24 protein-coding genes and 1 riboswitch are annotated in these 21,240 nt (G+C 56.7%); of the genes, 4 read left to right on the top strand and 20 right to left on the bottom strand.

Going from position 1 to position 21,240, the window contains the following annotated elements:
* Nucleotides 1–64 precede the first annotated feature (64 nt).
* Genes CSE01S_RS03405 through pduA form a run of 20 tightly spaced genes read right to left on the bottom strand, consistent with a single transcriptional unit; the run spans nt 65 to nt 15,862 of the window.
* Complete coding sequence (locus CSE01S_RS03405; RefSeq protein ID WP_042284211.1) at nt 65–1,279, bottom strand: acetate/propionate family kinase; 1,215 nt, start codon at nt 1,277–1,279, stop codon at nt 65–67.
* Nucleotides 1,264–1,716 (bottom strand): EutP/PduV family microcompartment system protein, encoded by a 453-nt coding sequence (gene pduV, locus CSE01S_RS03400; protein ID WP_042284208.1) that lies wholly within the window; start codon nt 1,714–1,716, stop codon nt 1,264–1,266. The genes CSE01S_RS03405 and pduV overlap by 16 nt, the downstream gene beginning before the upstream one ends.
* Before the next feature lie 4 nt (nt 1,717–1,720).
* Nucleotides 1,721–2,071 carry a propanediol utilization microcompartment protein PduU gene (gene pduU, locus CSE01S_RS03395; protein ID WP_042284206.1) on the bottom strand — a complete coding sequence of 117 codons (351 nt, stop codon included), beginning with the start codon at nt 2,069–2,071 and terminating at the stop codon, nt 1,721–1,723.
* Nucleotides 2,071–2,625 carry a propanediol utilization microcompartment protein PduT gene (gene pduT, locus CSE01S_RS03390; RefSeq protein ID WP_042284204.1) on the bottom strand — a complete coding sequence of 185 codons (555 nt, stop codon included), beginning with the start codon at nt 2,623–2,625 and terminating at the stop codon, nt 2,071–2,073. The genes pduU and pduT overlap by 1 nt, the downstream gene beginning before the upstream one ends.
* A 2-nt stretch (nt 2,626–2,627) precedes the next feature.
* Nucleotides 2,628–3,983 carry a 4Fe-4S dicluster domain-containing protein gene (locus CSE01S_RS03385; protein ID WP_042284200.1) on the bottom strand — a complete coding sequence of 452 codons (1,356 nt, stop codon included), beginning with the start codon at nt 3,981–3,983 and terminating at the stop codon, nt 2,628–2,630.
* Nucleotides 3,980–5,092, bottom strand: a complete 1,113-nt coding sequence (locus CSE01S_RS03380) for a 1-propanol dehydrogenase PduQ (RefSeq protein WP_042284197.1) — start codon at nt 5,090–5,092, stop codon at nt 3,980–3,982. Before CSE01S_RS03380 ends, CSE01S_RS03385 begins: the two co-directional genes overlap by 4 nt.
* A 10-nt stretch (nt 5,093–5,102) precedes the next feature.
* Nucleotides 5,103–6,488: a CoA-acylating propionaldehyde dehydrogenase PduP gene (gene pduP / locus CSE01S_RS03375; RefSeq protein ID WP_042284193.1), complete on the bottom strand. Its 1,386-nt coding sequence runs from the start codon at nt 6,486–6,488 to the stop codon at nt 5,103–5,105.
* Entirely contained in the window at nt 6,485–7,492 is a 1,008-nt protein-coding gene (pduO, locus tag CSE01S_RS03370) for a two-domain cob(I)yrinic acid a,c-diamide adenosyltransferase PduO (protein WP_042284189.1), read from the bottom strand. The genes pduP and pduO overlap by 4 nt, the downstream gene beginning before the upstream one ends.
* Nucleotides 7,493–7,501: 9 nt before the next feature.
* Complete coding sequence (gene pduN / locus CSE01S_RS03365; protein ID WP_012906340.1) at nt 7,502–7,777, bottom strand: propanediol utilization microcompartment protein PduN; 276 nt, start codon at nt 7,775–7,777, stop codon at nt 7,502–7,504.
* Between the two features lie 3 nt (nt 7,778–7,780).
* On the bottom strand, nt 7,781–8,272 hold the full coding sequence (gene pduM / locus CSE01S_RS03360; protein ID WP_042284185.1) for a microcompartment protein PduM: 492 nt from the start codon (nt 8,270–8,272) through the stop codon (nt 7,781–7,783).
* The gene (locus CSE01S_RS03355) at nt 8,269–8,901 is read right to left on the bottom strand and encodes a phosphate propanoyltransferase (protein WP_042284183.1); all 633 of its coding nucleotides are present in this window, start codon (nt 8,899–8,901) and stop codon (nt 8,269–8,271) included. The genes pduM and CSE01S_RS03355 overlap by 4 nt, the downstream gene beginning before the upstream one ends.
* Nucleotides 8,902–8,906: 5 nt before the next feature.
* Complete coding sequence (locus CSE01S_RS03350; protein ID WP_042284179.1) at nt 8,907–9,362, bottom strand: BMC domain-containing protein; 456 nt, start codon at nt 9,360–9,362, stop codon at nt 8,907–8,909.
* Between the two features lie 23 nt (nt 9,363–9,385).
* Nucleotides 9,386–9,661, bottom strand: a complete 276-nt coding sequence (gene pduJ, locus CSE01S_RS03345; protein ID WP_004853788.1) for a propanediol utilization microcompartment protein PduJ — start codon at nt 9,659–9,661, stop codon at nt 9,386–9,388.
* 19 nt (nt 9,662–9,680) lie between these two features.
* Nucleotides 9,681–10,031 (bottom strand): glycerol dehydratase reactivase beta/small subunit family protein, encoded by a 351-nt coding sequence (locus tag CSE01S_RS03340; RefSeq protein ID WP_042284173.1) that lies wholly within the window; start codon nt 10,029–10,031, stop codon nt 9,681–9,683.
* The gene (locus CSE01S_RS03335) at nt 10,021–11,853 is read right to left on the bottom strand and encodes a diol dehydratase reactivase subunit alpha (protein ID WP_042284171.1); all 1,833 of its coding nucleotides are present in this window, start codon (nt 11,851–11,853) and stop codon (nt 10,021–10,023) included. The genes CSE01S_RS03340 and CSE01S_RS03335 overlap by 11 nt, the downstream gene beginning before the upstream one ends.
* A gap of 15 nt (nt 11,854–11,868) precedes the next feature.
* Nucleotides 11,869–12,393 carry a propanediol dehydratase small subunit PduE gene (pduE, locus tag CSE01S_RS03330; protein ID WP_042284169.1) on the bottom strand — a complete coding sequence of 175 codons (525 nt, stop codon included), beginning with the start codon at nt 12,391–12,393 and terminating at the stop codon, nt 11,869–11,871.
* A 13-nt stretch (nt 12,394–12,406) separates the two neighbouring features.
* Nucleotides 12,407–13,075, bottom strand: a complete 669-nt coding sequence (gene pduD / locus CSE01S_RS03325; protein ID WP_042284166.1) for a propanediol dehydratase medium subunit PduD — start codon at nt 13,073–13,075, stop codon at nt 12,407–12,409.
* Between the two features lie 10 nt (nt 13,076–13,085).
* Entirely contained in the window at nt 13,086–14,750 is a 1,665-nt protein-coding gene (gene pduC / locus CSE01S_RS03320; protein ID WP_042284164.1) for a propanediol dehydratase large subunit PduC, read from the bottom strand.
* Nucleotides 14,751–14,768: 18 nt separating this feature from the next.
* Nucleotides 14,769–15,581: a propanediol utilization microcompartment protein PduB gene (gene pduB / locus CSE01S_RS03315; RefSeq protein ID WP_042284162.1), complete on the bottom strand. Its 813-nt coding sequence runs from the start codon at nt 15,579–15,581 to the stop codon at nt 14,769–14,771.
* Entirely contained in the window at nt 15,578–15,862 is a 285-nt protein-coding gene (gene pduA / locus CSE01S_RS03310; RefSeq protein ID WP_042284159.1) for a propanediol utilization microcompartment protein PduA, read from the bottom strand. Before pduA ends, pduB begins: the two co-directional genes overlap by 4 nt.
* 523 nt (nt 15,863–16,385) lie before the next feature.
* Between pduA and pduF the strand changes: the two genes are divergently transcribed.
* The 4 genes from pduF to cbiB all read left to right on the top strand — a co-directional run bounded on the left by pduF (nt 16,386) and on the right by cbiB (nt 21,230).
* Entirely contained in the window at nt 16,386–17,201 is an 816-nt protein-coding gene (pduF, locus tag CSE01S_RS03305; RefSeq protein WP_042284157.1) for a propanediol diffusion facilitator PduF, read from the top strand.
* 198 nt (nt 17,202–17,399) lie between these two features.
* Nucleotides 17,400–18,317 (top strand): transcriptional regulator PocR, encoded by a 918-nt coding sequence (pocR, locus tag CSE01S_RS03300; protein WP_042284155.1) that lies wholly within the window; start codon nt 17,400–17,402, stop codon nt 18,315–18,317.
* Nucleotides 18,318–18,630: 313 nt separating this feature from the next.
* A riboswitch (cobalamin riboswitch) is annotated at nt 18,631–18,805 on the top strand.
* Nucleotides 18,806–18,894: 89 nt separating this feature from the next.
* A complete protein-coding gene (locus CSE01S_RS03295; RefSeq protein WP_042284153.1) occupies nt 18,895–20,274 on the top strand; it encodes a cobyrinic acid a,c-diamide synthase CobB in 1,380 nt (459 codons plus the stop codon).
* Nucleotides 20,271–21,230, top strand: a complete 960-nt coding sequence (cbiB, locus tag CSE01S_RS03290; RefSeq protein ID WP_042284151.1) for an adenosylcobinamide-phosphate synthase CbiB — start codon at nt 20,271–20,273, stop codon at nt 21,228–21,230. Before CSE01S_RS03295 ends, cbiB begins: the two co-directional genes overlap by 4 nt.
* Nucleotides 21,231–21,240: the final 10 nt, after the last annotated feature.

Raw genomic sequence — 21,240 nt, 5'->3', positions numbered from 1 at the left:
CCGGCGCATAGTGTCATGGCGATTGCGCTATTACCATGATTTACCGCAATGTGCGCGGCGCGCCTCAGGCGGAAACCGCCAGCGTGGACGTTTCGGCGAGGGCAATCCGCATGACGTCCTGCGCTATCATCAACTCTTCGTTGGTATTGATGACCGCGACCTTTACCAGCGCATTTTCAGCCTGAATGAATGTGGCGTTGCGCTGGTTTTTCTCCTCATCAATATTCAGACCGAGGAAGTGAAGGTTGTGACAAATCGCCGCCCGGGCGCGCGCCGAGTTTTCGCCAATACCGCCGGTAAACACCAGCGCATCCAGACCGCCCATCTGCATAATATAGCTGCCGATGGTCGCACGAATACGTTCGGCGAATAACGTGAGCGCCAGTGCCGCCCGTTGATTTCCGCTGTCGGCGGCTTGCTCAACGTCGCGGTAATCGTGGGATACGCCGGAAACGCCAAGCAGACCGGATTCATTATTCAGCAACTGGTTAAGCTGCTGCGGCGTTTTGCCTTCCCGCTGGGCTATCCAGGGCAAAATGGACGGATCAATATCGCCGCTGCGGGTTCCCATCATCACACCGGACTGCGGGGTAAAGCCCATCGACGTATTGACCGACTTACCGCCTTTGATGGCGCAGAGGCTGCTGCCGTTGCCAAGATGACAACACACCACCCGCAGGGCGCTGAGCGGCACGCCGAGTTTCTCAGCCAGCGCGGCGCTGACATACTTGTGGCTGGTCCCGTGAAAGCCGTAGCGGCGGATACCAAACTCTTCATAGTAGCGCCACGGAAGCGGATAAATATAAGCGGATTCGTCCAGCGTTTGATGAAAGGCGGTATCAAAAACGGCTACCGCAGGTACGTTCGGTAGCAACTGGCGAAACACATTAATACCCAGCACATTGACCGGATTGTGCAGCGGCGCCAGTTCAGCCAGTCGTTCAATTTCCGCGATGGAATCATCCGTGATCCGCACGGCGTCTTTAAAGGCTTCACCGCCGTGCGCCACGCGATGGCCTACGCCATCGATATCCTCAATGCTGCGGATCACGGCGTGGCTGATTAACATTTCCAGTAACAGGGTCACCGCGTCGCGGTGGTCGGCCACCGGCGCGGTCTGCTGCCATTTTTGCTCTTTCGCCTTCAGCGTGATCCGGGCATCGGGCATACCGATGCGTTCAATTAATCCCTGACACAACAGGTCGCCCTGCGGCATATCCAGCAACTGGAATTTGAGCGACGAACTTCCCGCGTTAATCGCCATTATTTTGTGAGACATGAAAGTTCCTTTTGATTCAGAAAGGCAAACAGTGCATCAAGTCCGCTGTTGTTTACGGCACTGGTGACAAATACCGCTTGCGCGCCCGCCAGCGTCAGCCACTGCGTGACGCGGGTGATGCGCTGCGGGTTAGCTAAATCGGCTTTAGTAAGAATGCCGATCACCGGGCGGTTCATCGGTCCGGTAAATCCGGGCGAGAAGGGTGACCATCCCGCATCGCTGTTCAGCACCAGGGCGATGACGTCAGCCTCGCAGGCGCTGGCCAACAGTGCGCTGTACAGACAGCGGTTTTCCAGGTATTCCCCGGGCGTGTCGATGGTCTCTGCGGACCAGACAATAGCCTGGGTTTTCTGGTACTGAAGCGCTTCCCCTCGTAACGCCTGGGTGAGGGATGTTTTCCCGCACTGACTCGGGCCGATTAACATCATGCGTTTCATAACGTCAGGTCCGGGTGATCGGGCAGGCCGTGAAGCGCATCAGTTCGCCGAGGGTGCGCGTCACCTGTTTCAGCGCATATTCAACCGCTGAAACGTCGCCGGTTATCACGACTGCCCCGGTAAAGCGGTCAAGAAAACCAATCTCCACCGCCCCGGATTTGGTGGCGATATCGCAGGCGATAATGGATGCTTCGCTGGGTGTTATCGTGAGAATCCCGATGGCGGAAACGCCATCCTGCAATCCCAGCTTTTTAAACAGATCTTTGCCAGGGTTTGCAATCAAATGCGCCAGCGTGACCTGTTTACCCGGCACGTACTCCTGGATCATGCGTTCTGTGGTCGGCTGTCTTTCCATCATCCCTCCACCATCTGACGCCACATGGCTTCATGCGGCCGCGGGATAACCGAGCGGTAAACCAGCAGTCCTTTTTCCCCCGCGCTTTCGCTGGCTACCGTCACCGCGTTGTTCACATCAGAAACGTCGCCCGCCACCACCATGTAACATTTACCGCCGATGCCGAACGCCATATGGACGCGAACCAGCGTCACGTTTGAGGCTTTCACCGCGCGGTCGGCGGCGCTGATGCAGGCCGCGACGCTCCAGGTTTCGACAATGCCGACAGCCTGACGACGATCGACGCTGTTGAGGCCGCTAATGGCAGGCAGCACGCTGGCATGAATGTTTGGCAACACCAGGCTGTCTACCAGCATTTCGCCTGCGAGCGATGTCCCGGTTTCGATAGCCTGCTGTACCGCTCCAACATCGCCACCGAGCATCAGCAGAAATTTACCGGGACAAATCGTTTTGCTGACCAGCAGATCCACGCTGGCGCTTTTCAGCATTGCGTCGCCGGTTTCCATTCCTTTGGCAATGCTGGTGAGTTCTAAAATACCTATGGCCTGAGACATGGTTAACCTCTTACAACGATGATGGCCTGCTCTGTGATTTCAGAGACAATACCGTCCATACTGGCGTGAATGCGGGCGCCTGGCGCGCCTTGCGGAACATCGGCAACGCACTGGCCGCGCGTTACGCGTTCGCCTTTTTGCACGCAAGGCACCGCGCTGGCGCCGATATGCTGACGCAGCAAAAGCGTGGTTTTTTCTGTGACCGGTTCGTCTTCACGTAGCGGCGCTTCCCGATACCAGGGCGTCAGCCCGAGTTTGGCGATGAGGCGTTTCACCGGCACCAGGCGATACTTCGCCATTTCATCCGCCGGATTAAGCGGACCTTCATACCGCTGGTTTTGCGCGCGCAGTTCGCGCTTGAGCATCCGGTTAATGCGCATCGGTGAAATGCCAACCGGACAGGCCACGCTTTCGCAGACGTTACATTCTGAGCAGGTCAGGGCGCTGAGCAGTAACTGCGGCGTCGCCGCCTGGTGAAAATTCACGGCGCGCACCAGCAGATGTGGAGACAGTTCATGACCAATGAGGTGTCTCGGACAGAGATCGGTGCATAAGCGACACTGTTCGCACACGGTTCTCGCTACCGACAAGACGGTGCGCTCTTCCTGCATACGACGCTGAATCAGCGGATGGGTTTTCGGCAAAACCAGCAGGCCGCCAGTGGTTTTGGTTACCGGCGTGTCCAGCGAGGTCAGCAGGCCGCCCATCATCGGCCCGCCATTAATAAAACCCGGGTCGTCAATTGTGGCGCCGCCCGCCAGCGCCAGTACGTCGCGCAGCGACATGCCGATGGGGACGGTCAGCGTTTGCGGATGGGCCACTGCGCCGTTAACGGTGAGCGTGCGGCGCGTCACCGGGTACTGCTGTTCTACCGCACGGGCAATATTCAACACGGTCTGAACGTTATTAACCACCACCCCGACGCTGACGGGCAGCGCCGCCGGAGGCACGCGTCGACCCGTCGCCATCCAGATGGTCAGCACCTCATCCCCTGCCGGATAAACGTCCGGCAATATGTGTAAACGCATCGCCGGAGGTAAAAGCGGGCGTAGCGCCGCAATAGCAGGCTGGTACTTCTCTTTCAGGGCGATAATTCCTTCCCGCGCGCCCGTCGCTTTCATCGCGTACTGCACCCCGCGCACCAGACGAGCCGCCTGCTGCGCTATTAACTGCTGGTCAACTTTCAGCATCGGTTCGCATTCCGCGGCGTTCACCAGGAAAATTTCTACCTGCGCCTGCAGCTTAACGTGCGTTGGAAAGCCCGCGCCGCCTGCGCCAACGATTCCCGCTGCGCGCACGCGTTCGCGAACAGTATGCGCATCCACTTCATTCATCTCGGCCATCTGCGCGGTGTTCATAGCATCTCCTCAAGCAGTGCCTGAATGGCGCGGGCATCGGCTGCTTTCGGGTTTGTTTTCAGCGTGACGTCTGCCAGCGCGGCCTGCACCATTGCCGGGATCCGCCGGGCCCAGTTCTGTTTCTCTTCTTTCAGCGCATCGGCGAGAGAAGGGATCGCGCACGCTTTTTTTAACTGCTCAATGTGCTGCGCCAGCGCATTGATGCAGGCGGTGTCATTGGCGCTGTCCGGACAGAGATGGCAGGCTCTGGCAAAGCGCGCGTAGCGTTTCGCCGCGCGCGGATCGTGGGCGTTAAACCGGATGACCGCGGTAAGCAGGAGCGCATTCGCTAATCCATGCGGCAGGTGGAACTGCCCGCCCAACTGATGTGCGATGGCGTGGTTAAGGCCCAGTCCCGCCTGGCTAAAGGCCATGCCGGCAAGCGTTGAGGCGTTATGCATTTTGCCGCGCGTGGCAAGGCAGTCCCCTTTACGCACCGCGACCGGCAGATACTGGAAAACGCTCTGCGCCGCTTTTTCGGCCAGCGCATCGGTAAAGTCGTTGGCACGCGTTGAAACATAGGCTTCCAGCGCGTGGGTCAGGACATCCATGCCGGTATTGGCGGTAATTGCTGGCGGTACGCTGACCACCAGTACCGGGTCGAGGATCGCCATATCCGGATAGAGCGCATTGTCAAACAGCGGATACTTAATGCCCTTGTCCGGATCGCCGATCACGCAGGCGCTGGTCACTTCCGAACCGGTGCCGCTGGTGGTCGGGATCGCCACGCAGGTTTCTATTTCGATGTCGAACTGACGGCTGAACCAGACAATGGCCTTGGCGGCATCCAGCGCCGAGCCGCCGCCGAAACCAATCACAATGTCTGGACGCAACGACTGCATATGGGCGATGCCCTGCGCCACGGTGGCGATGGTGGGATCGGGGGTGATCTCACTGAACACGCTAATACGGTTGTTCGCCGGTATCGCGTCGCGCAGAGCTTCAATCAGCGGCGAACGCGCCAGAAAACCGTCACAGATAATCCAGATGTGCTTATGGGTAAATCGACCGAGCACCTTCAGGCTTCCCGGCCCGCTGTATAAACGCGTTTGCAGCGAAAAGGTTTTCATCACCACCTCATTAGCGGATTGAGAAGCCATTGGTGAGTACGCACCGACGAGAACGAGCGAAAGTGCGCGCCGAAGTCGTGCCTTCGCCGGTTGGCGTGGCAATCGTGAAGGTGGTGAACCCTTCGCCACCGACGCCAATCCCCGCGTAGGACGGGCCATTTTTCACGAAAATGGAGGTTTGCAGCGTCCGCGCGGCGAGATTCAGTCGCGACACGTTTTGCGAGTGCATAATGGCGGTGTGGTGCAGTCCTTCTTCCACTTTCAGAGCCAGCGATAATGCGGCGTCAAAATCCTTAACCTTTACGATCGGCAGCATCGGCATCAATTGTTCGCAGGTGACCCAACTGTCATCCGCGCTAACGACGCCTGTCAGCAGTCGCGGCGCTTTAGCCGGAACGGCGATACCGGCGGCTTCCAGCATCGCCGACGGGCTCTTGCCGACCAGTTTTTTATTGGCGACGCCTTCCGGCAGGCAGACAGCGCGCAGTTTTTCGATCTCTGACGAACTGAGCAGCAGCGCGCCAAAGCTCTGCATCTGCTGAATAAGCTGTTCAGCGACCGACTCAACCACGATCAGGCTTTTCTCGGCAATGCAGGGAAGGTTGTAGTCAAACGAGGCGCCGTTGATGGTATCTTCCGCGGCTTTAACAATATCCGCGGTTTCATCCACGATGCACGGCGGGTTGCCCGCACCGGCGCCGATGACTTTTTTCCCGCTCTTCATGCCCATTGCCACAATGCCCGGACCGCCGGTGATCGCCAGGACGGCGATCTTAGGGTGCGCCATCATTTGCTGAGTGGCTTCAAAGGTCGGTTCGGCAACGGTAACCACCAGGTTGCGAATGCCGCAGCTGCGAAACACGATCTCTTCAATCATGGCGATCAGCTTCAACGATACAGTTTTTGCGCCGGGATGTGGGCTGAAGTAGACGCTGTTGCCCGCCGCCAGCATACTGATGCTGTTGTTGATAATAGTTTCGGTTGGATTCGTGCTTGGGGCGACGGAACCGATCACGCCAAATGGCGAGTATTCGAACAGCACCATGCCGCCGTCGCCAGTGAGCGCGGTGGTGGTGAGATCTTCAATCCCCGGCGTATTTTCCAGCGCCGCTTTGTTTTTAAGGAATTTATCTTCTTTATTACCCATCCCCGTCTCTGCGGCGCTTTCTGCCGCCAGGTCCGCAAGATGCGGCGTAAGCTCTTCCCGTATCGCGCTGATAATGGCGCAGCGCGTTTTCAGCGGAGACTGCTGATAACGTAAAAAGGCCTGGTGGGCGGCGTCGATGGCTTCACCCACGGACTGAAAAATACCGTTGCCCTTTATGTCAGTTTTCGCAGGCGTCAGTTGTTCAGTCAAAATGGTCCGGATGAGGGTTTCCAGTTCAGAAGTATTCATTGATGTGTTCTCACGTTAATTGCCGCAATTGCAGCCTGTGCAATGTCCATGTCCTGTTCAACGCTGCCACCGCTGATCCCAAGACCCCCAATAAGTTTTCCGTCACGCCATAGCGGAAAACCGCCGCCAAAGGTGACCACTTTTCCCTGCATATGCGTTTCCAGTCCGTAAAGCGGCGCGCCGGGCTGGACTGCGGCGGCAAGCGCGTGCGTTGCGCTTTTCATCGCGACCGCTGTCCAGGCCTTTTTCGGCGCCAGTTCATTGCTCACCAGCAATGCATCCGGCATCCGCCACGTCACGGTTTCGGTCCCGTTGGCATCGACTATGCTAATCACCACCGGGACGTTGATTTCTTCTGCCCGCGCCACGGCGGCGCGGATTAACTGATGAAGATCGCCAAACGAAAGCGACATAACATGTTCCTTTTGGGCAGGCGGCTGAGCCGACGCCAGATAGCGCTTCGTCACCTCCTGGATAATTTTTGTCTGATGCGCGTCGTGATCTTCGGCGCGGGCCAGCGCGTATAAACAATCCGACAGGCGATTGATGTAGCGCATCAGCACGTGTCTGACGGTGAATGCTGCGGAAAGCTCAACCAGACGACGTTCCGCCCGGCGCGCCAGCGTGCGCGCGAAGTGAAGTCGGCTGGCGGCTTCGCTACGGCCGGGCAAAATAAAACTGCGCAGCGGCGCGACACGTCCCATCGCGGTGTCGATGGCGGCTTCCAGCGCGGCGATTTCTTCCGTGCTGATGTAGCGCTGCTGCGCAGGCGGTACATCACTTTCGCTCGCCAGCTCCGCGCTAAACCAGAATATTTGTTGCTGGATTGCCTCCAGCAGGGCGCGGTGCTGTACGCTCTGGCTGGCGCAAATGCACAGGCTGAGCGCGGCGTTAAGCTCGTCTAAGGTGCCGTATGCCTCCACGCGCGGGTGTGTTTTACTGACACGTTGCCCGGTAAACAGCGCGGTAGTGCCTGCGTCGCCAGTACGGGTATAAATCGCCATGCCGTCTCCTTAACGCGAAAGCGTGTCGACAATGCCGACGACGGCGAGGTCAATGGCCTCGTTCGGGCCGGAAAAAACATGTCTGGCGCTGGAACCGCTGCTCAGCAGCACCAGTTCGCCAACCCCTGCGCCAACGGAGTCTACGGCAACTTCATCTCCCGCCGTTGGATTCGCAGGCAGTTCGCCGTCGGCGCTTACCCGGCGCACCAGCAGAAGTTTCTTCCCGACCAGAGAAGGCGATTTTTGCGTGGATACCACCGCGCCTGTTACGCGAGCCAGATGCATGGTTCACTCCTGCTTAATGAATTGAATGTTGCGAGAGCTCGCGGCATCGCGAGCCAGCGCGGTGACAACACATTTTCGATGCAGCACGAATACGCCACCGGAGGAGCGGACGACATCGGCATAGCTGACCAGCCGGGTCGGATGCAGCACGATGCGCACATCTTGCTCGTCACAGAACGTCAGCGGTAATCGGGCGAGTTTTTTCACCGGCAGGGCAGGCAATAGCGCCCGGCGTAGCGAGAGTCGCACCTGCAGACCAAACGCCAGCGCGTCGTGAAGAATGACGGCTGCGCTATCCGTTGCGTCGTTTTCGGCAATCTTCTCCAACAGGGGCAGGTCGACCTGCAAAACATGCAGAGAGGAATACCGGGAAAACAGCGTTCGGGAAGGCGTTTCCCGCAGTTGCGCGACGCTCAGCGTCAGCATGCTTTCGGCACGACGCTGCAGGCGGGTGAGCACCTCCTCGACGATTCGCTGCAACAGCTCGCCGTTCATCGCGGCGTAACCAGCGTGGCGAACGCGTTGGGGCTGTCGGCCCCGGCGGCGTTGGCTTCGTCGGTATCGATATGCATTTCCAGACGCATATCGGGCGACACGCGAATCGCGACGTTATCGAAAATGAGCCGACGCTCACTGCCTTCGATCGCCACGCAGACGTTGTCGCCATGCGCGACGCGCAGGATCAGCGCATCCAGCGGCGACATGTGAATATGACGCTGGGCGACAATAACGCCGGCAGCGAGCTCAATCTCGGCGAAGGGGCTCACAAGGCGGATACCCGGAGTGCCGTTGAGGTTTCCGGACATCCGCAGTGGTGCGGCGATCCCCAGCGTTCTTGCGTCTGTTCGCGATATTTCAACCTGACTGGTGCGGCGAAGTGGTCCCAGCAGACGCACATTCTTAATCTGACCTTTGGGGCCCACCAGCGTGACGGTCTGTTCGGCGGCGTACTGCCCCGGTTGCAGCAGCGCTTTCTTCTCGCTTATCGGCTGTCCCGGAAAAAGACGGGCATAGTCTTCGGCGCTCAGATGAATATGACGATTAGACACGCCCAACGGAATTGGGCGCTCCCGCATCTCATCCAGCACTTTGCTGACCGTCGTCTCCAGAAGGTGTTTATCCATTACGCTTAACCTCGTTTACCTGAATGCAGGCAGAGCGACCGGGGTTCGCCTTTTTGACGCGGACAGGCCGGGTCGAGGCACAAATTGCAACTGATGATTCCGTCGTCAGGTGCGGTTACCGGTGCAGACTCTTCTGCAACAACGTCAGTTTCGGGTTCCTCGATGATCGCTGGCGCGGGGGCAGGTGCGGCTACCGTCGCACGGGCAAGAATGCCCTCGCCAGGTCTGGCGATAACTTTGTGCGCCACCAGACCATCGCGCTGTTCGGCAAAGCTGGCACCGGTGATAATGGCGGACTGAACCGAGGCCACATCACCGGTGATTTTGATCACCGTCCAGCCTGAACCGTTGGTTTTCTCAAGGCCAACCAGCGTGATGGAAGCGGCTTTCGCCATGACATCCGCGCAACTGATGGCTAATGCCAGACCACTAACTTCAAGTAATCCCAGTGATTGCTTCACGCTGTGCTCCTTTTCGGCAGTGCTTAGGCAGACTTCGGTAAAATGGCCTCAACGTCGCTGTGCGGACGCGGGATAACGTGGCAGGATTTGACCTCGCCGACGGCGCTTGCTGCTGCGCTGCCTGCGTCAACCGCCGCTTTAACCGCGCCAACGTCGCCGCGCACCATGACAGTCACGAGGCCGGAGCCGATTTTCTCGTAGCCGACCAGTTGTACGTTGGCGGATTTCACCATCGCATCTGCGGCTTCAATGGCGCCGACCAACCCTTTTGTTTCAACCAGCCCTAATGCGTTATTCATACTGCGATTCTCCTGTGGATTAAGCATTGAGATCCCGGAAGGGGATCCCTTTGACTAACCTTGCCGCGTTGTTTCCAGTACTTCGCCGGTCAAGGCTGTTTTGGCGATACGTCAGCGTAAACAGCGGCGCTGAAGTGGGTAAATTCTTGTAATGCACCACCAGTTTTTCCCGGTCGCAGGCGATGCCGACGAGCAGTGGCGACAGGCGTGCCGCCTGCCAGGCGCTGTGGACGACGTCTCCGACACTCTGGGGCTGAATGACAAACGGAATGCCTTCTTCTTCAATACCGAGCAGCACCTCTTGCCAGACGGTAAGACAGTCGCCGATGGGGGCGATCACAATGGCTGGCGTGCTGATGTTACTGTCCACGGGCGAACTCCTTATGCCAGGAAAGGATCAGGCCCGTGGCGACGGCATTTCGCGGACCTTCAGTTCCGCGAATGTTGCCGCGCCCGGCGACTAACCGGTAATGCGCCAGCGCATCAGTCACCAGTTGCGGTACCTCGAAGTCCAGAGACGATCCGCCCACCAGCACCACAAATGGAATATCGCGAATGTTGCCGGTAGGGCTGACCTGACGCAGCGCGCGAAGGGCATTGGTGACAAAAACACGCTCTTTAGCGCTGCGGCGAATCGCACGCACTTTTTCCAGGGCCAGTTCACCCGGCAGCGGCACCAGTTCGTCAGGTTTGACAACGCAAACGCGGGCAAACACGGTTGGAGGGAGCGGGGAAGGGAAGAACTGGACGCTGCCATCTTCGTGACGCAGATGGAACAGGCTTTCCACTTTCGCCAGCGGATATTTTTTGATCTCTTCCGCCAGGTAACGGTCTTCGAGTCCAAGCTCTCTGGCAATGATCATCGTCACCATATCGCCTGCGCCGGCGAGGTGGGTGGCGATAATTTCCCCTTTCGGATTAATGATCGAAGCGTCGGTAGATCCCGCGCCTAAATCGAGAATGGCCAGCGGACGAGTGGTGCCTGGCGTGGTTAACGCGCCAAGAATGGCGGCTTCGGCTTCTGCGCCGCCAACCTGAACGTCAACGTTCAGCTTTCCTTTGATCTCCCGGGCGATCATCGCCATTTGCAGACGGTCGGATTTCACCATAGAGGCAATGCCAACGGCCTGTTCCAGCGAAAACTCGCTGGCCAGTCCGCCCGTGACGCTAACCGGCACGGAGGTGTCGACGGCGAGCAAATCCTGAATGAAAATTTCGTTGCTGGGTTTGTTGGTCAGTTCCGCCATGGTCTGGCGAACGTGTTCAAGCATACCGCCAATATTGGTGCCAGCTTCACCGGTGACGTTATCCAGTTTCGGGCAGTCGCCAACCGCTTTCATAATGGCGTCAGCCCCTGCGGCGACGTCAACGCGCACTGTACGGCCTTGCGCATGCAGCTCAATATTCCCGGCGGGAATGGCGCGTGCCTTCACGTCTCCCGAGGGGGTTTTAACGACGACGGCGGAGCGGTTGCCAATCAGGGCGCGCGCCATCGGTACAATGTTTTTCGTTTCGTCCGCGTTCAGGTTGAAGACGGTGGCAATGCCGTACGGGTTAGACAGGGTTTCGATGACTTTGCCCGGTACGGCGACTTCGATAGCCGCCAGCATGCCGAGTGGAATTCGGTCGATGTACAGCACTTCGTCAACGATAGGCAGCGGTTTTTCCAGTCGGTTACTGACCAGTACGCCATCATCCTGCTGCATAATGACGCCGGTTAACTGATAGCCCGCGCGAACAGCGGCGTTGATCATGGTGGCGACATCGGCGAAGTCGAATGCCGACGATACCACCAGAATGTAAGGTGCATCTGCCGCGCGTGTCAGAAGCTCTTCCGGCGTGATAGTCATGCCCACCCCCAGACCAACGCCGCCTGGCGTCTTGGGGTTATGACCGATCATAGTGGACTCGGTGATGATGGTTTCCGTAATGGTTTCCATCGCCACATCGCCAATCACCGGCGTGGCTTCGTTTATGCGAATGAGCGAAATATCGCTGACAGTGATGCCGGCGTTTTTGGCCGCAAGCGTAAGCGCCTCCTGAATGCCAAACACATTACGTAATGTGCCTTTTATTCCGGTGGTTTCCGCCAGCGCGCTGCCGGTAATGGTCAGCGTGCCAGTATCATCGAGGGTCGCCAGAGCGACTTCTGTTGATGAGTTGCCGATATCAATGCCAGCTATATATCGCATCGCGTTTCCTTAACGTTAATCGTCGCCTTTCAGTTTTTTACGCTCGACGTACAGCGTCGCGGCCTCGCGCACAAAGGCGGCGCAGATCTTCGCCTGATAGCGGTTTTCGAGATCGTCCGCGATGGCCATCAGCTCATCTTTCGTTGAGCGGTAAGGACGCAGTGCGTTGTAAATCTCAAGAATGCGATCGTCAGGTACGGCGGTCAGTTCGGCAGCGCGTTCAAAGTTCATCGCCAGGCGGTCGCGTCCGGCATCCCGGGCGATAGCGGCCTGAATACGCAGCGTTTCCGATGTGATACGCATATCCTGGGCGGTGACTTTATTGCTGAGGACGTTTTCCAGGGTGAAATCATCCAGCGTTTTATTGGTGGCCGTTTTCACCCATTCCGGATGTTTGTTCGCCAGCGGGTAATCGGTCACTTTAACGGTCTGAGTTGAATGGCTTACCGCCGCAGCCGCCGGGGCAGGCGCGTCGCCCTGTAGGCTGTTCATGCGGCTCAACACGTCCCGAACCATCGATTCAATTGCATCGGTATTCATAAAGGGATCCTTATTAAAGCGCCACGCGCAGTTCCTGCGGGTTTTTGCCTGTTACGACGTACTTCGTCTCTTTAATATGCAGAATGGCCGACTTCGCCTGATACTTCGGACGCGCCATCTGGTCGTTCAGCGTCGGCACCGGTTGCGGCGATTCACGCTTGGCATAGCGCGCGGCGTTTTTACCGATCTGCCGGTAGGTCGCCAGCGTCAACAGCGGCGCCTGCGGGAACAGCTCCAGGTTAGAAAGCGGCGGCAACCCCTGCTGGTGGATCACGGTGGTGCCTTTCGACTGAATGCCGATAGAGATACCGGAGCCACTCAGTCGGTTGCCTTCGACCGCGACAAACGCCACGTCGGAGGATTTAAAGCAGCGAATCACGCGCGCTTTGATGCCTTCTTCTTCAATGCCGGCAATCACTTCGCGCAGGATGCTCTTATGCGGCAAGCCAACAATGTTGACTGTCTGAGAGAGACCGAACGCCGGACCGACCGCAATGACCACTTCGTCCTGTTGCGTGCCCTGTTTCGCCTCGCCGATTTCGGTCAGAAAGCTGTCTCCTGTTGGAGCGGCAGAAGCGGCAGCGCTACCCGGCGCGCGAAAGGAGACCGGCTTATCGCTGGTCTGCATTTCAGACAGCACGTCTTCGATAATCTGGCGCAGCAGTTTTTCATTGATTTCCATTGTTCACCCCTTAGCCAAGCTCGTTGGGATCAAGTGCGCCAGGGATGTTTTTAATCTCTTCCCAGCGTTCGCCCTGCAGGCGATAACCTGTTGCCGGACCGGCATAATCGTTGACGTCATTGACCGCAGAGAGCACTTGTCCGTCGCCGACGATGATGGCGGAGGTGTGCAGATAGTCCCCGGTTAACTTCGCTTTCTGGATGTTAAGCATGTCCTGCGCCACGTCGGTAAAGCCGCCCTGAGCCAGCGCTTTTACGACTTCCAGACCATTTCGGTTCTTATTAATGATCTCCTGAGCGAACTTAATGTCTTCAACGATGTTACGTTCCGGCATATCCTTCGAGCCGTGCGCGTAGGTGGCGGCTTCGACTTCTTCATCGGTGATCGGCGGCAGGCCCATCCCGGCGAATACTGCCTGCAGCGCGCGTGCCGCTTTGTTACGAATGGCGATAACGTCTTCTTCGCGGACCGGACGCAGACCGCCGTCGACCTTCAGGTCACGTTGAATAACGTTGTAGTCATCGAAGTCCTCTGCGTCTTCGTTGGAGCCGGCAAACATGTTGTCGTAGTTCGGCACCGCGGAATAACCGGACGAGATAAAGTCCGTTCCCGGCAGAAACTGCATCAGCAGGCGGGCGGTCCGGCGCATATCGGAGTGGGTAAAGGTCTGGTCATTACTGGAGGCGCATTCCAGATCCAGTGACGAACAGATCAGGTTTTCAGCCAGTACCGCACGGATCCCGGAAGGAACGGCGGAAGGAACGCCGATGCAGCTCACCGAACCGTTTTGCAGTCCCTGAACGCCAGCCGCTTTGGTGATGTAAATGCAGCGCGCTTCGAGATAAAGCATGGATTTCCCTTCCGCGTAGCCCATCTGCACTTCTGAGCCGGAACCGGAGGTGAAGCGCATTTTCAGTCCGCGGGAGGCATAAGAGGACGCGAGAAACCCTTTCGACCACGGCGTATCGTCACCGTCGGTAAATACCGGTTCGGTACCATAAACAGAGATGGTTTCGGCGTAGCAGGTGTGGCCCAGCATACCGAGCTTTAACTCTGTGGCTTCTTCCAGTGAACACTGGGTGAGAACCCCAGGACGCCCCACCTGCGAACCCACGAGCAGAGCGATAGCGTTGAACGGCGCATAGCGCGCGACGGCAACGGTGGTTTCTTGTTCGTCAAAACCGCGCCATGCCCCTTCGGCGGCGTCAGCGGCGATCTGTACCGGGTTATCTTTAACGTTGGTGACGTGGGCCTGCTGTGACGGCGTGCGACGGGCGCGCATTTTCTGCATTGCCATCATCATCTCAACCACGTTCATGTGGGAGACCACTTCGACAATTTTCGCCGGGGTCATTGCGGTGGTGAGCGGCACAATATCGCTGCGCTTCACGTTTGGATCGCACAGCATATTGGCGAGCTTGACGGAGTCCATCGCCATCACCTCTTCCGCGCGCGCCAGGTTAATGCCGTAGCGGGCAATGAAGTGGTCGATCAGGTCAAACTCGCTGACGGATTTGCCATCCAGTTCGGTTACCGCGCCGTTAACGATTTTAATCGAGGGTCTCGGATCGTTCGGGCTTTCCATCGCAATGAAGCCTTCTTCGATCCACTCCTTAACGAACCCGTCCTGGTTAACAGGGCGTTTCGCCAGTGCTTCAAATCTTTTCGATCTCATGAATGAGCCTCACGGATATCAGATATAGGACGGGCGATCGTTTTTCGGTTCGCTACCGAGTGTCGCCAGCACGGTTTTGCCGATTTCACGCGCGGAGATAACCGCCTGACGCACCGCGCCGGAGTCGCCGGAAATCACCAGAATCGCTTCGTTACTGAAGCTGGTGCCATGCGCTGGCGAGCTGTACGCGACAACGTCGACATTGGCGGATTTCAGGGCGGTATCCGCCATCAGTACGCCGACCGATGCCGGCGCGCCGACAATCACGCCGCAGGCGCGGCCAACAGGAGCGCCGAAGGCTTTTTCCAGCGCATAGCTGGCGCGGGCGGTATATTGAAGCTCGATGTGCCCGGCCTCGTTGCCATAGACATCGCCAAAAGTGCGGTCGAGTTCTTTTAATGCGACTTCGATCCCCCGCTTGACGTCAGAAACGTCATTCCCGCCCAAAATGATCAGCGAACCGTGACCGGCGCCGCCTTTGGTGTCGCGCGGCAGTTCAATGCTGACCACTTCGGTGTTGGTGGCTTTTACCGCTTCGTCTGCCGCCATAATGTGCGGACCCGCGCCGGTACGCGCCCCCAGAATGCCGATAGAGCGATAGCGCTTTTCAAGCTTCATTGCTTCAAGTAGAGCGCTGTCGACGTTAGCGATAACCAGACCGACGGTGTCGCCAATCGCGGTGCCTACAAATTCCGTTAAACTGCAGCTTTTCTCTGCCATAGCCGTCTCTCGTTTTGGATGGGGTGTATCAGGGGTACCCGTTTGCGCAGGCGTCGCCACACGGGCGATTACCTGTGCCATGATCTGTTCAACCAGTTCATTGCTGCTCATGGGTTAATTCCCTTCGGTAAGATTTTTTCAACATCGGTATGCGGGCGCGGAATCACGTGTACGGCTTTCACTTCTCCCACGTTGCCTGCCGCGGCAGCACCGGCATCGGTCGCCGCTTTTACGGCGCCGACGTCACCGCGAACGATGACGGTTACCAGGCCTGAGCCAATTTTTTCGTAGCCGACCAGCATGACATTGGCCGATTTCACCATGGCGTCTGCGGCCTCTATGGCGGCAGTCAAGCCTTTGGTTTCTACCATTCCTAATGCTTCTTGTTGCATAAAGACCTCGCGTGGGTTGTCCCGATATTCATGACTATAAAAAGAAGCGAGGAAAAAGAATGGCTGACTTGACAGTATGCGTGGAAAAATAGTTGGCGCTGAATGTGATTAATTTGGTGTGAATTGTTTTATGTGACTGTTTTTAAAGGGTGTTGATATTTTTATGAATAGTAAAAATTGGTTTTTGTGATTCCATTTTTACATTTTCAGGCGTGACATAAATAATTTATTTTGTTATGGGCGGGAAAGGGAAGTGTGACCTTTATAGAAAAAAGGAAACCTGCAAATAACGAATTTTTATTATCTTTAAGTTTGCGGTTTAAATGCCTGACTGCGTGGTTAATGCCTGTTTGTGAATAATGCAATGGCAAAAATTTGTTATCTCAACACGATTTTTCAGAGCCCCGGCAGGTTCAGTTTGCCAACAATTTTCAGCCAGCCGTTTTTATAGTAAGTGTCGTTGTACTCTACGGCCAGCAAGGGTCCGCTGGTCAGACACGAACGCTTCTAAGAAGGTGTCACAATGAATGATTCACTGAAAGCGCAATGTATTGCCGAGTTTTTGGGCACCGGGCTGTTTCTGTTTTTTGGCATCGGCTGTCTTAGCGCCCTGAAAGTCGCTGGCGCCAGCCTCGGTCTCTGGGAAATTTGCATCATTTGGGGTCTGGGTATTTCCCTGGCGGTGTACCTGACTGCGGGGATCTCCGGGGCGCATCTCAACCCGGCGATTACCGTCGCGCTCTGGCTTTTTGCCTGTTTTCCGGGGCGCAAAGTGTTGCCTTACACCGTTGCCCAGGTGGCAGGGGCGTTTGGCGGCGCAGTATTGGCCTATCTGCTGTATGGCAGTTTGTTCACCGAGTATGAAACCGCCCACAACATGGTGCGCGGTAGCGTCGACAGTCTGTACCTGGCCAGTATTTTCAGTACTTATCCGGCGGCTGCGCTGAACGTGTGGCAGGCGGCTGGCGTCGAAGTGGTTATCACCTCGATTCTGATGGGACTGATTATGGCGTTGACGGACGACGGCAACGGTGTGCCAAAAGGGCCGTTGGCGCCGCTGCTTATTGGGATCCTGGTTGCCGTTATCGGCGCGTCCACCGGGCCGCTGACTGGCTTTGCGATGAATCCAGCCCGTGATTTTGGCCCTAAGCTGTTCACCTGGATGGCTGGCTGGGGGAATATTGCGATGACCGGCGGGCGGGATATTCCTTACTTTATTGTGCCGATTATTGCACCGGTGATTGGCGCATGCGGCGGCGCAGCCATTTATCGCTTTTTCATTGGCAAAAATTTGCCCTGCAATGCCTGTAAAATTGAGGAAACGAACGCCTCTTCCTGAGCTGCAAGGTTATTATCACGAAATCAATAACGATTTCGTGATCTGCTTTCCCGAACTGACTAAAAAGTCTCCCCAGCCCGGGAGACTTTTGTTATTGTCATTTGGCTTTCAGTCATTAACTAAGGACAGCCGATGACAAAAAGTAAATGTAAAAAATATGTTTTAATTATAACAATGGATTAACTGAGGGATTTTATCATGATTTCTGCGAGTACCCTGAACTCAGAACTCATTAATAAAATCGCACAGGATTTTGCGCAAGCCACAAGCCTGGCCGTTGTGGTTGTCAATATTCACGGTGATGAGATTTCTGAGCTATTTAATTTCACGCCTTTTTGTCAGCTGATGCGTCAACATCCTCAGCACAGCACCCGCTGCCGGATGAGCGATCGCTGCGGAGGGCTGGAAGCCTCGAAATCGGATCAGCCCTGTATCTACCGTTGCCATGCCGGGTTAACCGATTTTTCTATCCCCCTGGTTATCGCCGGGCATCTGGTTGGGTTCGTATTGTGTGGTCAGGTGCGTCTGCGTAACGATGAGGGGGTTGATTTGGTCGATATTCTCAACGTTGACGACCGCTGGCAGGCCGACCCGGAACTGCTCAATGAATTTCGCAACGTCCCGGAAATGGACTACTCGCGAGTGATGGCATCTGCGGATTTGTTGAAGCTAATTGTTGAAAACTGCCTGAAAAAACAGCTGAATTTTGTGGTAATCAAAGACAGCGAACAGAGCGCGGAACCGTCGCGTCCGGCGCGTGCGCCCAGCCCGCATGACAGCAAAATGAAAAAAGCGCTGCGCTATATTGATGCCCATTTGTCCGACGATTTACGCCTTGAAGACGTGGCATCACACGTCTACCTCAGCCCGTACTATTTCAGCAAGTTGTTCAAAAAATATCAGGGGATCGGCTTTAACGCATGGGTGAATCAACAGCGTATGGCCAGCGCGCGGGAACTGCTTTGCCATAGTGACTGGAGCATTGCCAGTATTGCCCGCAATTTAGGTTTTTCTCAAACCAGTTATTTCTGCAAAGTATTTCGTCAGACTTATCAGGTGACGCCGCAGGCATATCGGCAGCAGGCCGCAGAAAATTTACCGGTAGAATCGGCGTAAATAGCAATATTTTGCTATTGCCGATTTTTGATATTTCCCGTGAGCGAGCCATTATTCGCGGTTTATTTTATTTGGCGCAGCAATAAATTGTCATAGCGCAATAAAATATCAAAAATTGCAGCGTAAACTTCGCCAGTTTTTATTTTTGTGATGAGATACAGTTTCATTGTGAAGGGTTTTCATTATTCTTCTGCGTGTCTTTTCAGAAAGAAGCGTGTTAATCCGGCATTGTTTTGCCGTTGAGGGTTGCAATACCCGCGCGAAAAAGAATGCGTTAAAAAGAGTTTAAGATGATGAGCAGATGCCAGTCTGTTCATCATTGAAGCCGACAGGTTAGACACATTTGTGTCAGGGAAGGGGGTGAAAATCCCCCGCAGCCCCCGCTGCTGTGATGCTGACGACCCCGTAAAGACCACTGATCGCAAGATTGGGAAGGACGGGAGAGGATGACGCTAAGCCAGAAGACCTGCCTGTCGGATACATTCAACAACTTCGGTGGGAAGTGGGTTGCTTTAAAACAGACAGTCGAAAGACTGGATGTCAGTACATCCCTACCACCCTGAACAGGATCAGGGTCATGGCGGCACAGCAGTATGCGTTTGTTCTGGCAGGTACCGGGAGTGGCTGTGGAAAAACCACGGTTACGTTGGGTCTGCTTAGCGCGCTAAAACAACGAGGGCTTCGCGTCCAGCCCTGTAAAGTCGGCCCTGACTACCTGGATACCGCCTGGCATACGGCGGTCTGCGGTACACCTTCCCGTAATCTCGACAGCTTTATGCTTCCCGAACCCGTCCTCAATGCGCTGTTTTGCGAGCAGATGCAGGAGGCGGATATCGCCGTTATCGAAGGCGTGATGGGACTCTACGACGGATACGGCACCGATCCCGGCTATTGCAGTACCGCGGCGATGGCGAAACAGCTGGGGTGTCCGGTGATCCTGCTGGTGGATGGCAAGGCCGTTTCGACCTCCATTGCCGCGACGGTAATGGGATTTCAGCAATTCGACCCGACGCTTAACCTCGCGGGCGTGATGGTGAATCGCGTCAACAGCGAAGCGCATTTTCACTTGCTTAAAACGGCGATTGAGCGCTATTGCGCAGTGCCCGTGCTGGGTTATGTGCCGCACGTTGAGGGCGTTACGCTGCCGGAGCGCCATCTTGGACTGGTGACTGCCCGCGAGTCGGTGGTGACACAGCAACCCTGGCTGGATTTTGCCGCTACGCTGGAGCAGACGCTCAATATCGACCACCTTTTAGCGCTAAGTGAAATAGCAACCTTACCACAGGGCGCATGGCCGGAATTGCCCGCACAGGACGCCGGAAAGGGACTCACGCTGGCGATGGCCGACGACGAAGCGTTTAATTTTTACTATCCCGATAACGTGACGTTGCTGGAGCGTACCGGCGTGAAGATCGTCCGCTTCAGCCCGCTGCATGACCGGGTTTTACCCGACTGTCAGATGGTCTGGCTGGGTGGCGGTTATCCTGAACTGCATGCCAGCGCGCTGGCGGCTAACGGCACGATGCTGGCGAGTCTGCGCGATGCGCACCAGCGTGGCGTCGCCATTTATGCCGAGTGCGGCGGGTTAATGTACCTCGGTACGCAACTGGAGGACGCCAGTGGATTCGTGCATTACATGGCGGATATCCTTCCCGGTTACAGCAAAATGGGGGAACGGTTGACCCGCTTTGGCTACTGCGAAGCGCAGGCGCTGCAGCCAACCCTGCTGGCGGCGGAAGGCGAAATCCTGCGCGGCCATGAATTTCACTACTCCGATTTTTTCCCGCAAATTTCCGCTGTGATGGCCTGTCGCAAGGTGCGCGACGGTAAAACGCTGCAGCAGTGGTCCGGCGGCTGGCAGGCAGGTAATACTTTCGCCAGTTATCTGCATGTCCATTTTGCCCAGCGTCCGCTCATGCTGACCCGCTGGCTGCAGGCGGCGAGGGAGGCGTTATGACACTGCTTGCGTGGTGTGTCGCCTGGCTCCTCGACGTTATGATTGGCGACCCGCAGCACTGGCCGCACCCGGTGCGCTGGATAGGCAACCTGATTACCGTCGTACAGCGGACGGTTCGTCGTCATTGCCACAGCGAGCGTGCGCTGCGCATCGGTGGCGGCGTGATGTGGCTGGTGGTGGTGGGGGTGACGTGGGCAGTGGCCTGGGGCGCGTTGACCGCCGCCCGGCTGATCCATCCGTGGCTGGGCGGGTTGGTGGAGGTGTGGATGATTTTCACCGTGCTGGCTGGTCGCTGTCTGGCCAATGCCGCCAGAGACGTGGAACGCCCGCTGCGCGCGGGGGATCTCGCCGCCAGCCGGGAGAAATTGTCGTGGATTGTCGGTCGTGACACCTCGCAGCTGGCTCCACAACAAATAAACCGGGCGGTGGTGGAAACCGTCGCCGAAAATACCGTCGACGGCATTATTGCGCCGCTGTTTTTTCTTATGCTGGGCGGCGCGCCGCTGGCGATGGCCTATAAAGCGGTTAACACCCTGGACTCGATGGTGGGCTACAAGCACGAAAAGTACCGGGCGATCGGCATGGTCAGCGCCCGTCTTGATGACCTCGCAAACTTCCTTCCCGCCCGGTTGAGCTGGCTGCTGCTGAGCGCCGCGGCATTTTTGTGCCGCAACGACGGCGCGCGCGCCCTGCGTATTGGCTGGCGCGATCGCTATAACCACAGCAGCCCCAACTGCGCATGGGCGGAAGCGCCCGTGGCCGGCGCGCTGGGCATTCGCCTCGGCGGTCCAAATGACTATTTTGGCGAGCGCGTTGAAAAGCCGTGGATTGGCGACGCGCAGCGCGAGATTACCGTAAATGACATTCCCCAAACGATTCGACTGATGTGGGTTGCGTCCACGCTGGCCCTGGCGCTGTTTATGTTGACGCGCTGGCTGGTGGTTGGCATGGCCTGAGGATTAAACA

The organism is Citrobacter sedlakii NBRC 105722 (genome assembly GCF_000759835.1).
In the GTDB taxonomy this organism is placed as follows: Bacteria; Pseudomonadota; Gammaproteobacteria; order Enterobacterales; family Enterobacteriaceae; genus Citrobacter_A; species Citrobacter_A sedlakii.
Note: the sequence above shows the minus strand (reverse complement) of the source record. Positions and strands in the feature narration are given on the sequence as shown.

Bases quoted from the DNA above. Each gene is read 5' to 3' on its own strand.
- CSE01S_RS03405 (WP_042284211.1), bottom strand. From the start codon at position 1,279: ATGTCTCACAAAATAATGGCGATTAACGCGGGAAGTTCGTCGCTCAAA.
- pduV (WP_042284208.1), bottom strand. From the start codon at position 1,716: ATGAAACGCATGATGTTAATCGGCCCGAGTCAGTGCGGGAAAACATCC.
- pduU (WP_042284206.1), bottom strand. From the start codon at position 2,071: ATGGAAAGACAGCCGACCACAGAACGCATGATCCAGGAGTACGTGCCG.
- pduT (WP_042284204.1), bottom strand. From the start codon at position 2,625: ATGTCTCAGGCCATAGGTATTTTAGAACTCACCAGCATTGCCAAAGGA.
- CSE01S_RS03385 (WP_042284200.1), bottom strand. From the start codon at position 3,983: ATGAACACCGCGCAGATGGCCGAGATGAATGAAGTGGATGCGCATACT.
- CSE01S_RS03380 (WP_042284197.1), bottom strand. From the start codon at position 5,092: ATGAAAACCTTTTCGCTGCAAACGCGTTTATACAGCGGGCCGGGAAGC.
- pduP (WP_042284193.1), bottom strand. From the start codon at position 6,488: ATGAATACTTCTGAACTGGAAACCCTCATCCGGACCATTTTGACTGAA.
- pduO (WP_042284189.1), bottom strand. From the start codon at position 7,492: ATGGCGATTTATACCCGTACTGGCGACGCAGGCACTACCGCGCTGTTT.
- pduN (WP_012906340.1), bottom strand. From the start codon at position 7,777: ATGCATCTGGCTCGCGTAACAGGCGCGGTGGTATCCACGCAAAAATCG.
- pduM (WP_042284185.1), bottom strand. From the start codon at position 8,272: ATGAACGGCGAGCTGTTGCAGCGAATCGTCGAGGAGGTGCTCACCCGC.
- CSE01S_RS03355 (WP_042284183.1), bottom strand. From the start codon at position 8,901: ATGGATAAACACCTTCTGGAGACGACGGTCAGCAAAGTGCTGGATGAG.
- pduJ (WP_004853788.1), bottom strand. From the start codon at position 9,661: ATGAATAACGCATTAGGGCTGGTTGAAACAAAAGGGTTGGTCGGCGCC.
- CSE01S_RS03335 (WP_042284171.1), bottom strand. From the start codon at position 11,853: ATGCGATATATAGCTGGCATTGATATCGGCAACTCATCAACAGAAGTC.
- pduE (WP_042284169.1), bottom strand. From the start codon at position 12,393: ATGAATACCGATGCAATTGAATCGATGGTTCGGGACGTGTTGAGCCGC.
- pduD (WP_042284166.1), bottom strand. From the start codon at position 13,075: ATGGAAATCAATGAAAAACTGCTGCGCCAGATTATCGAAGACGTGCTG.
- pduC (WP_042284164.1), bottom strand. From the start codon at position 14,750: ATGAGATCGAAAAGATTTGAAGCACTGGCGAAACGCCCTGTTAACCAG.
- pduB (WP_042284162.1), bottom strand. From the start codon at position 15,581: ATGAGCAGCAATGAACTGGTTGAACAGATCATGGCACAGGTAATCGCC.
- pduA (WP_042284159.1), bottom strand. From the start codon at position 15,862: ATGCAACAAGAAGCATTAGGAATGGTAGAAACCAAAGGCTTGACTGCC.
- pduF (WP_042284157.1), top strand. From the start codon at position 16,386: ATGAATGATTCACTGAAAGCGCAATGTATTGCCGAGTTTTTGGGCACC.
- pocR (WP_042284155.1), top strand. From the start codon at position 17,400: ATGATTTCTGCGAGTACCCTGAACTCAGAACTCATTAATAAAATCGCA.
- CSE01S_RS03295 (WP_042284153.1), top strand. From the start codon at position 18,895: ATGGCGGCACAGCAGTATGCGTTTGTTCTGGCAGGTACCGGGAGTGGC.
- cbiB (WP_042284151.1), top strand. From the start codon at position 20,271: ATGACACTGCTTGCGTGGTGTGTCGCCTGGCTCCTCGACGTTATGATT.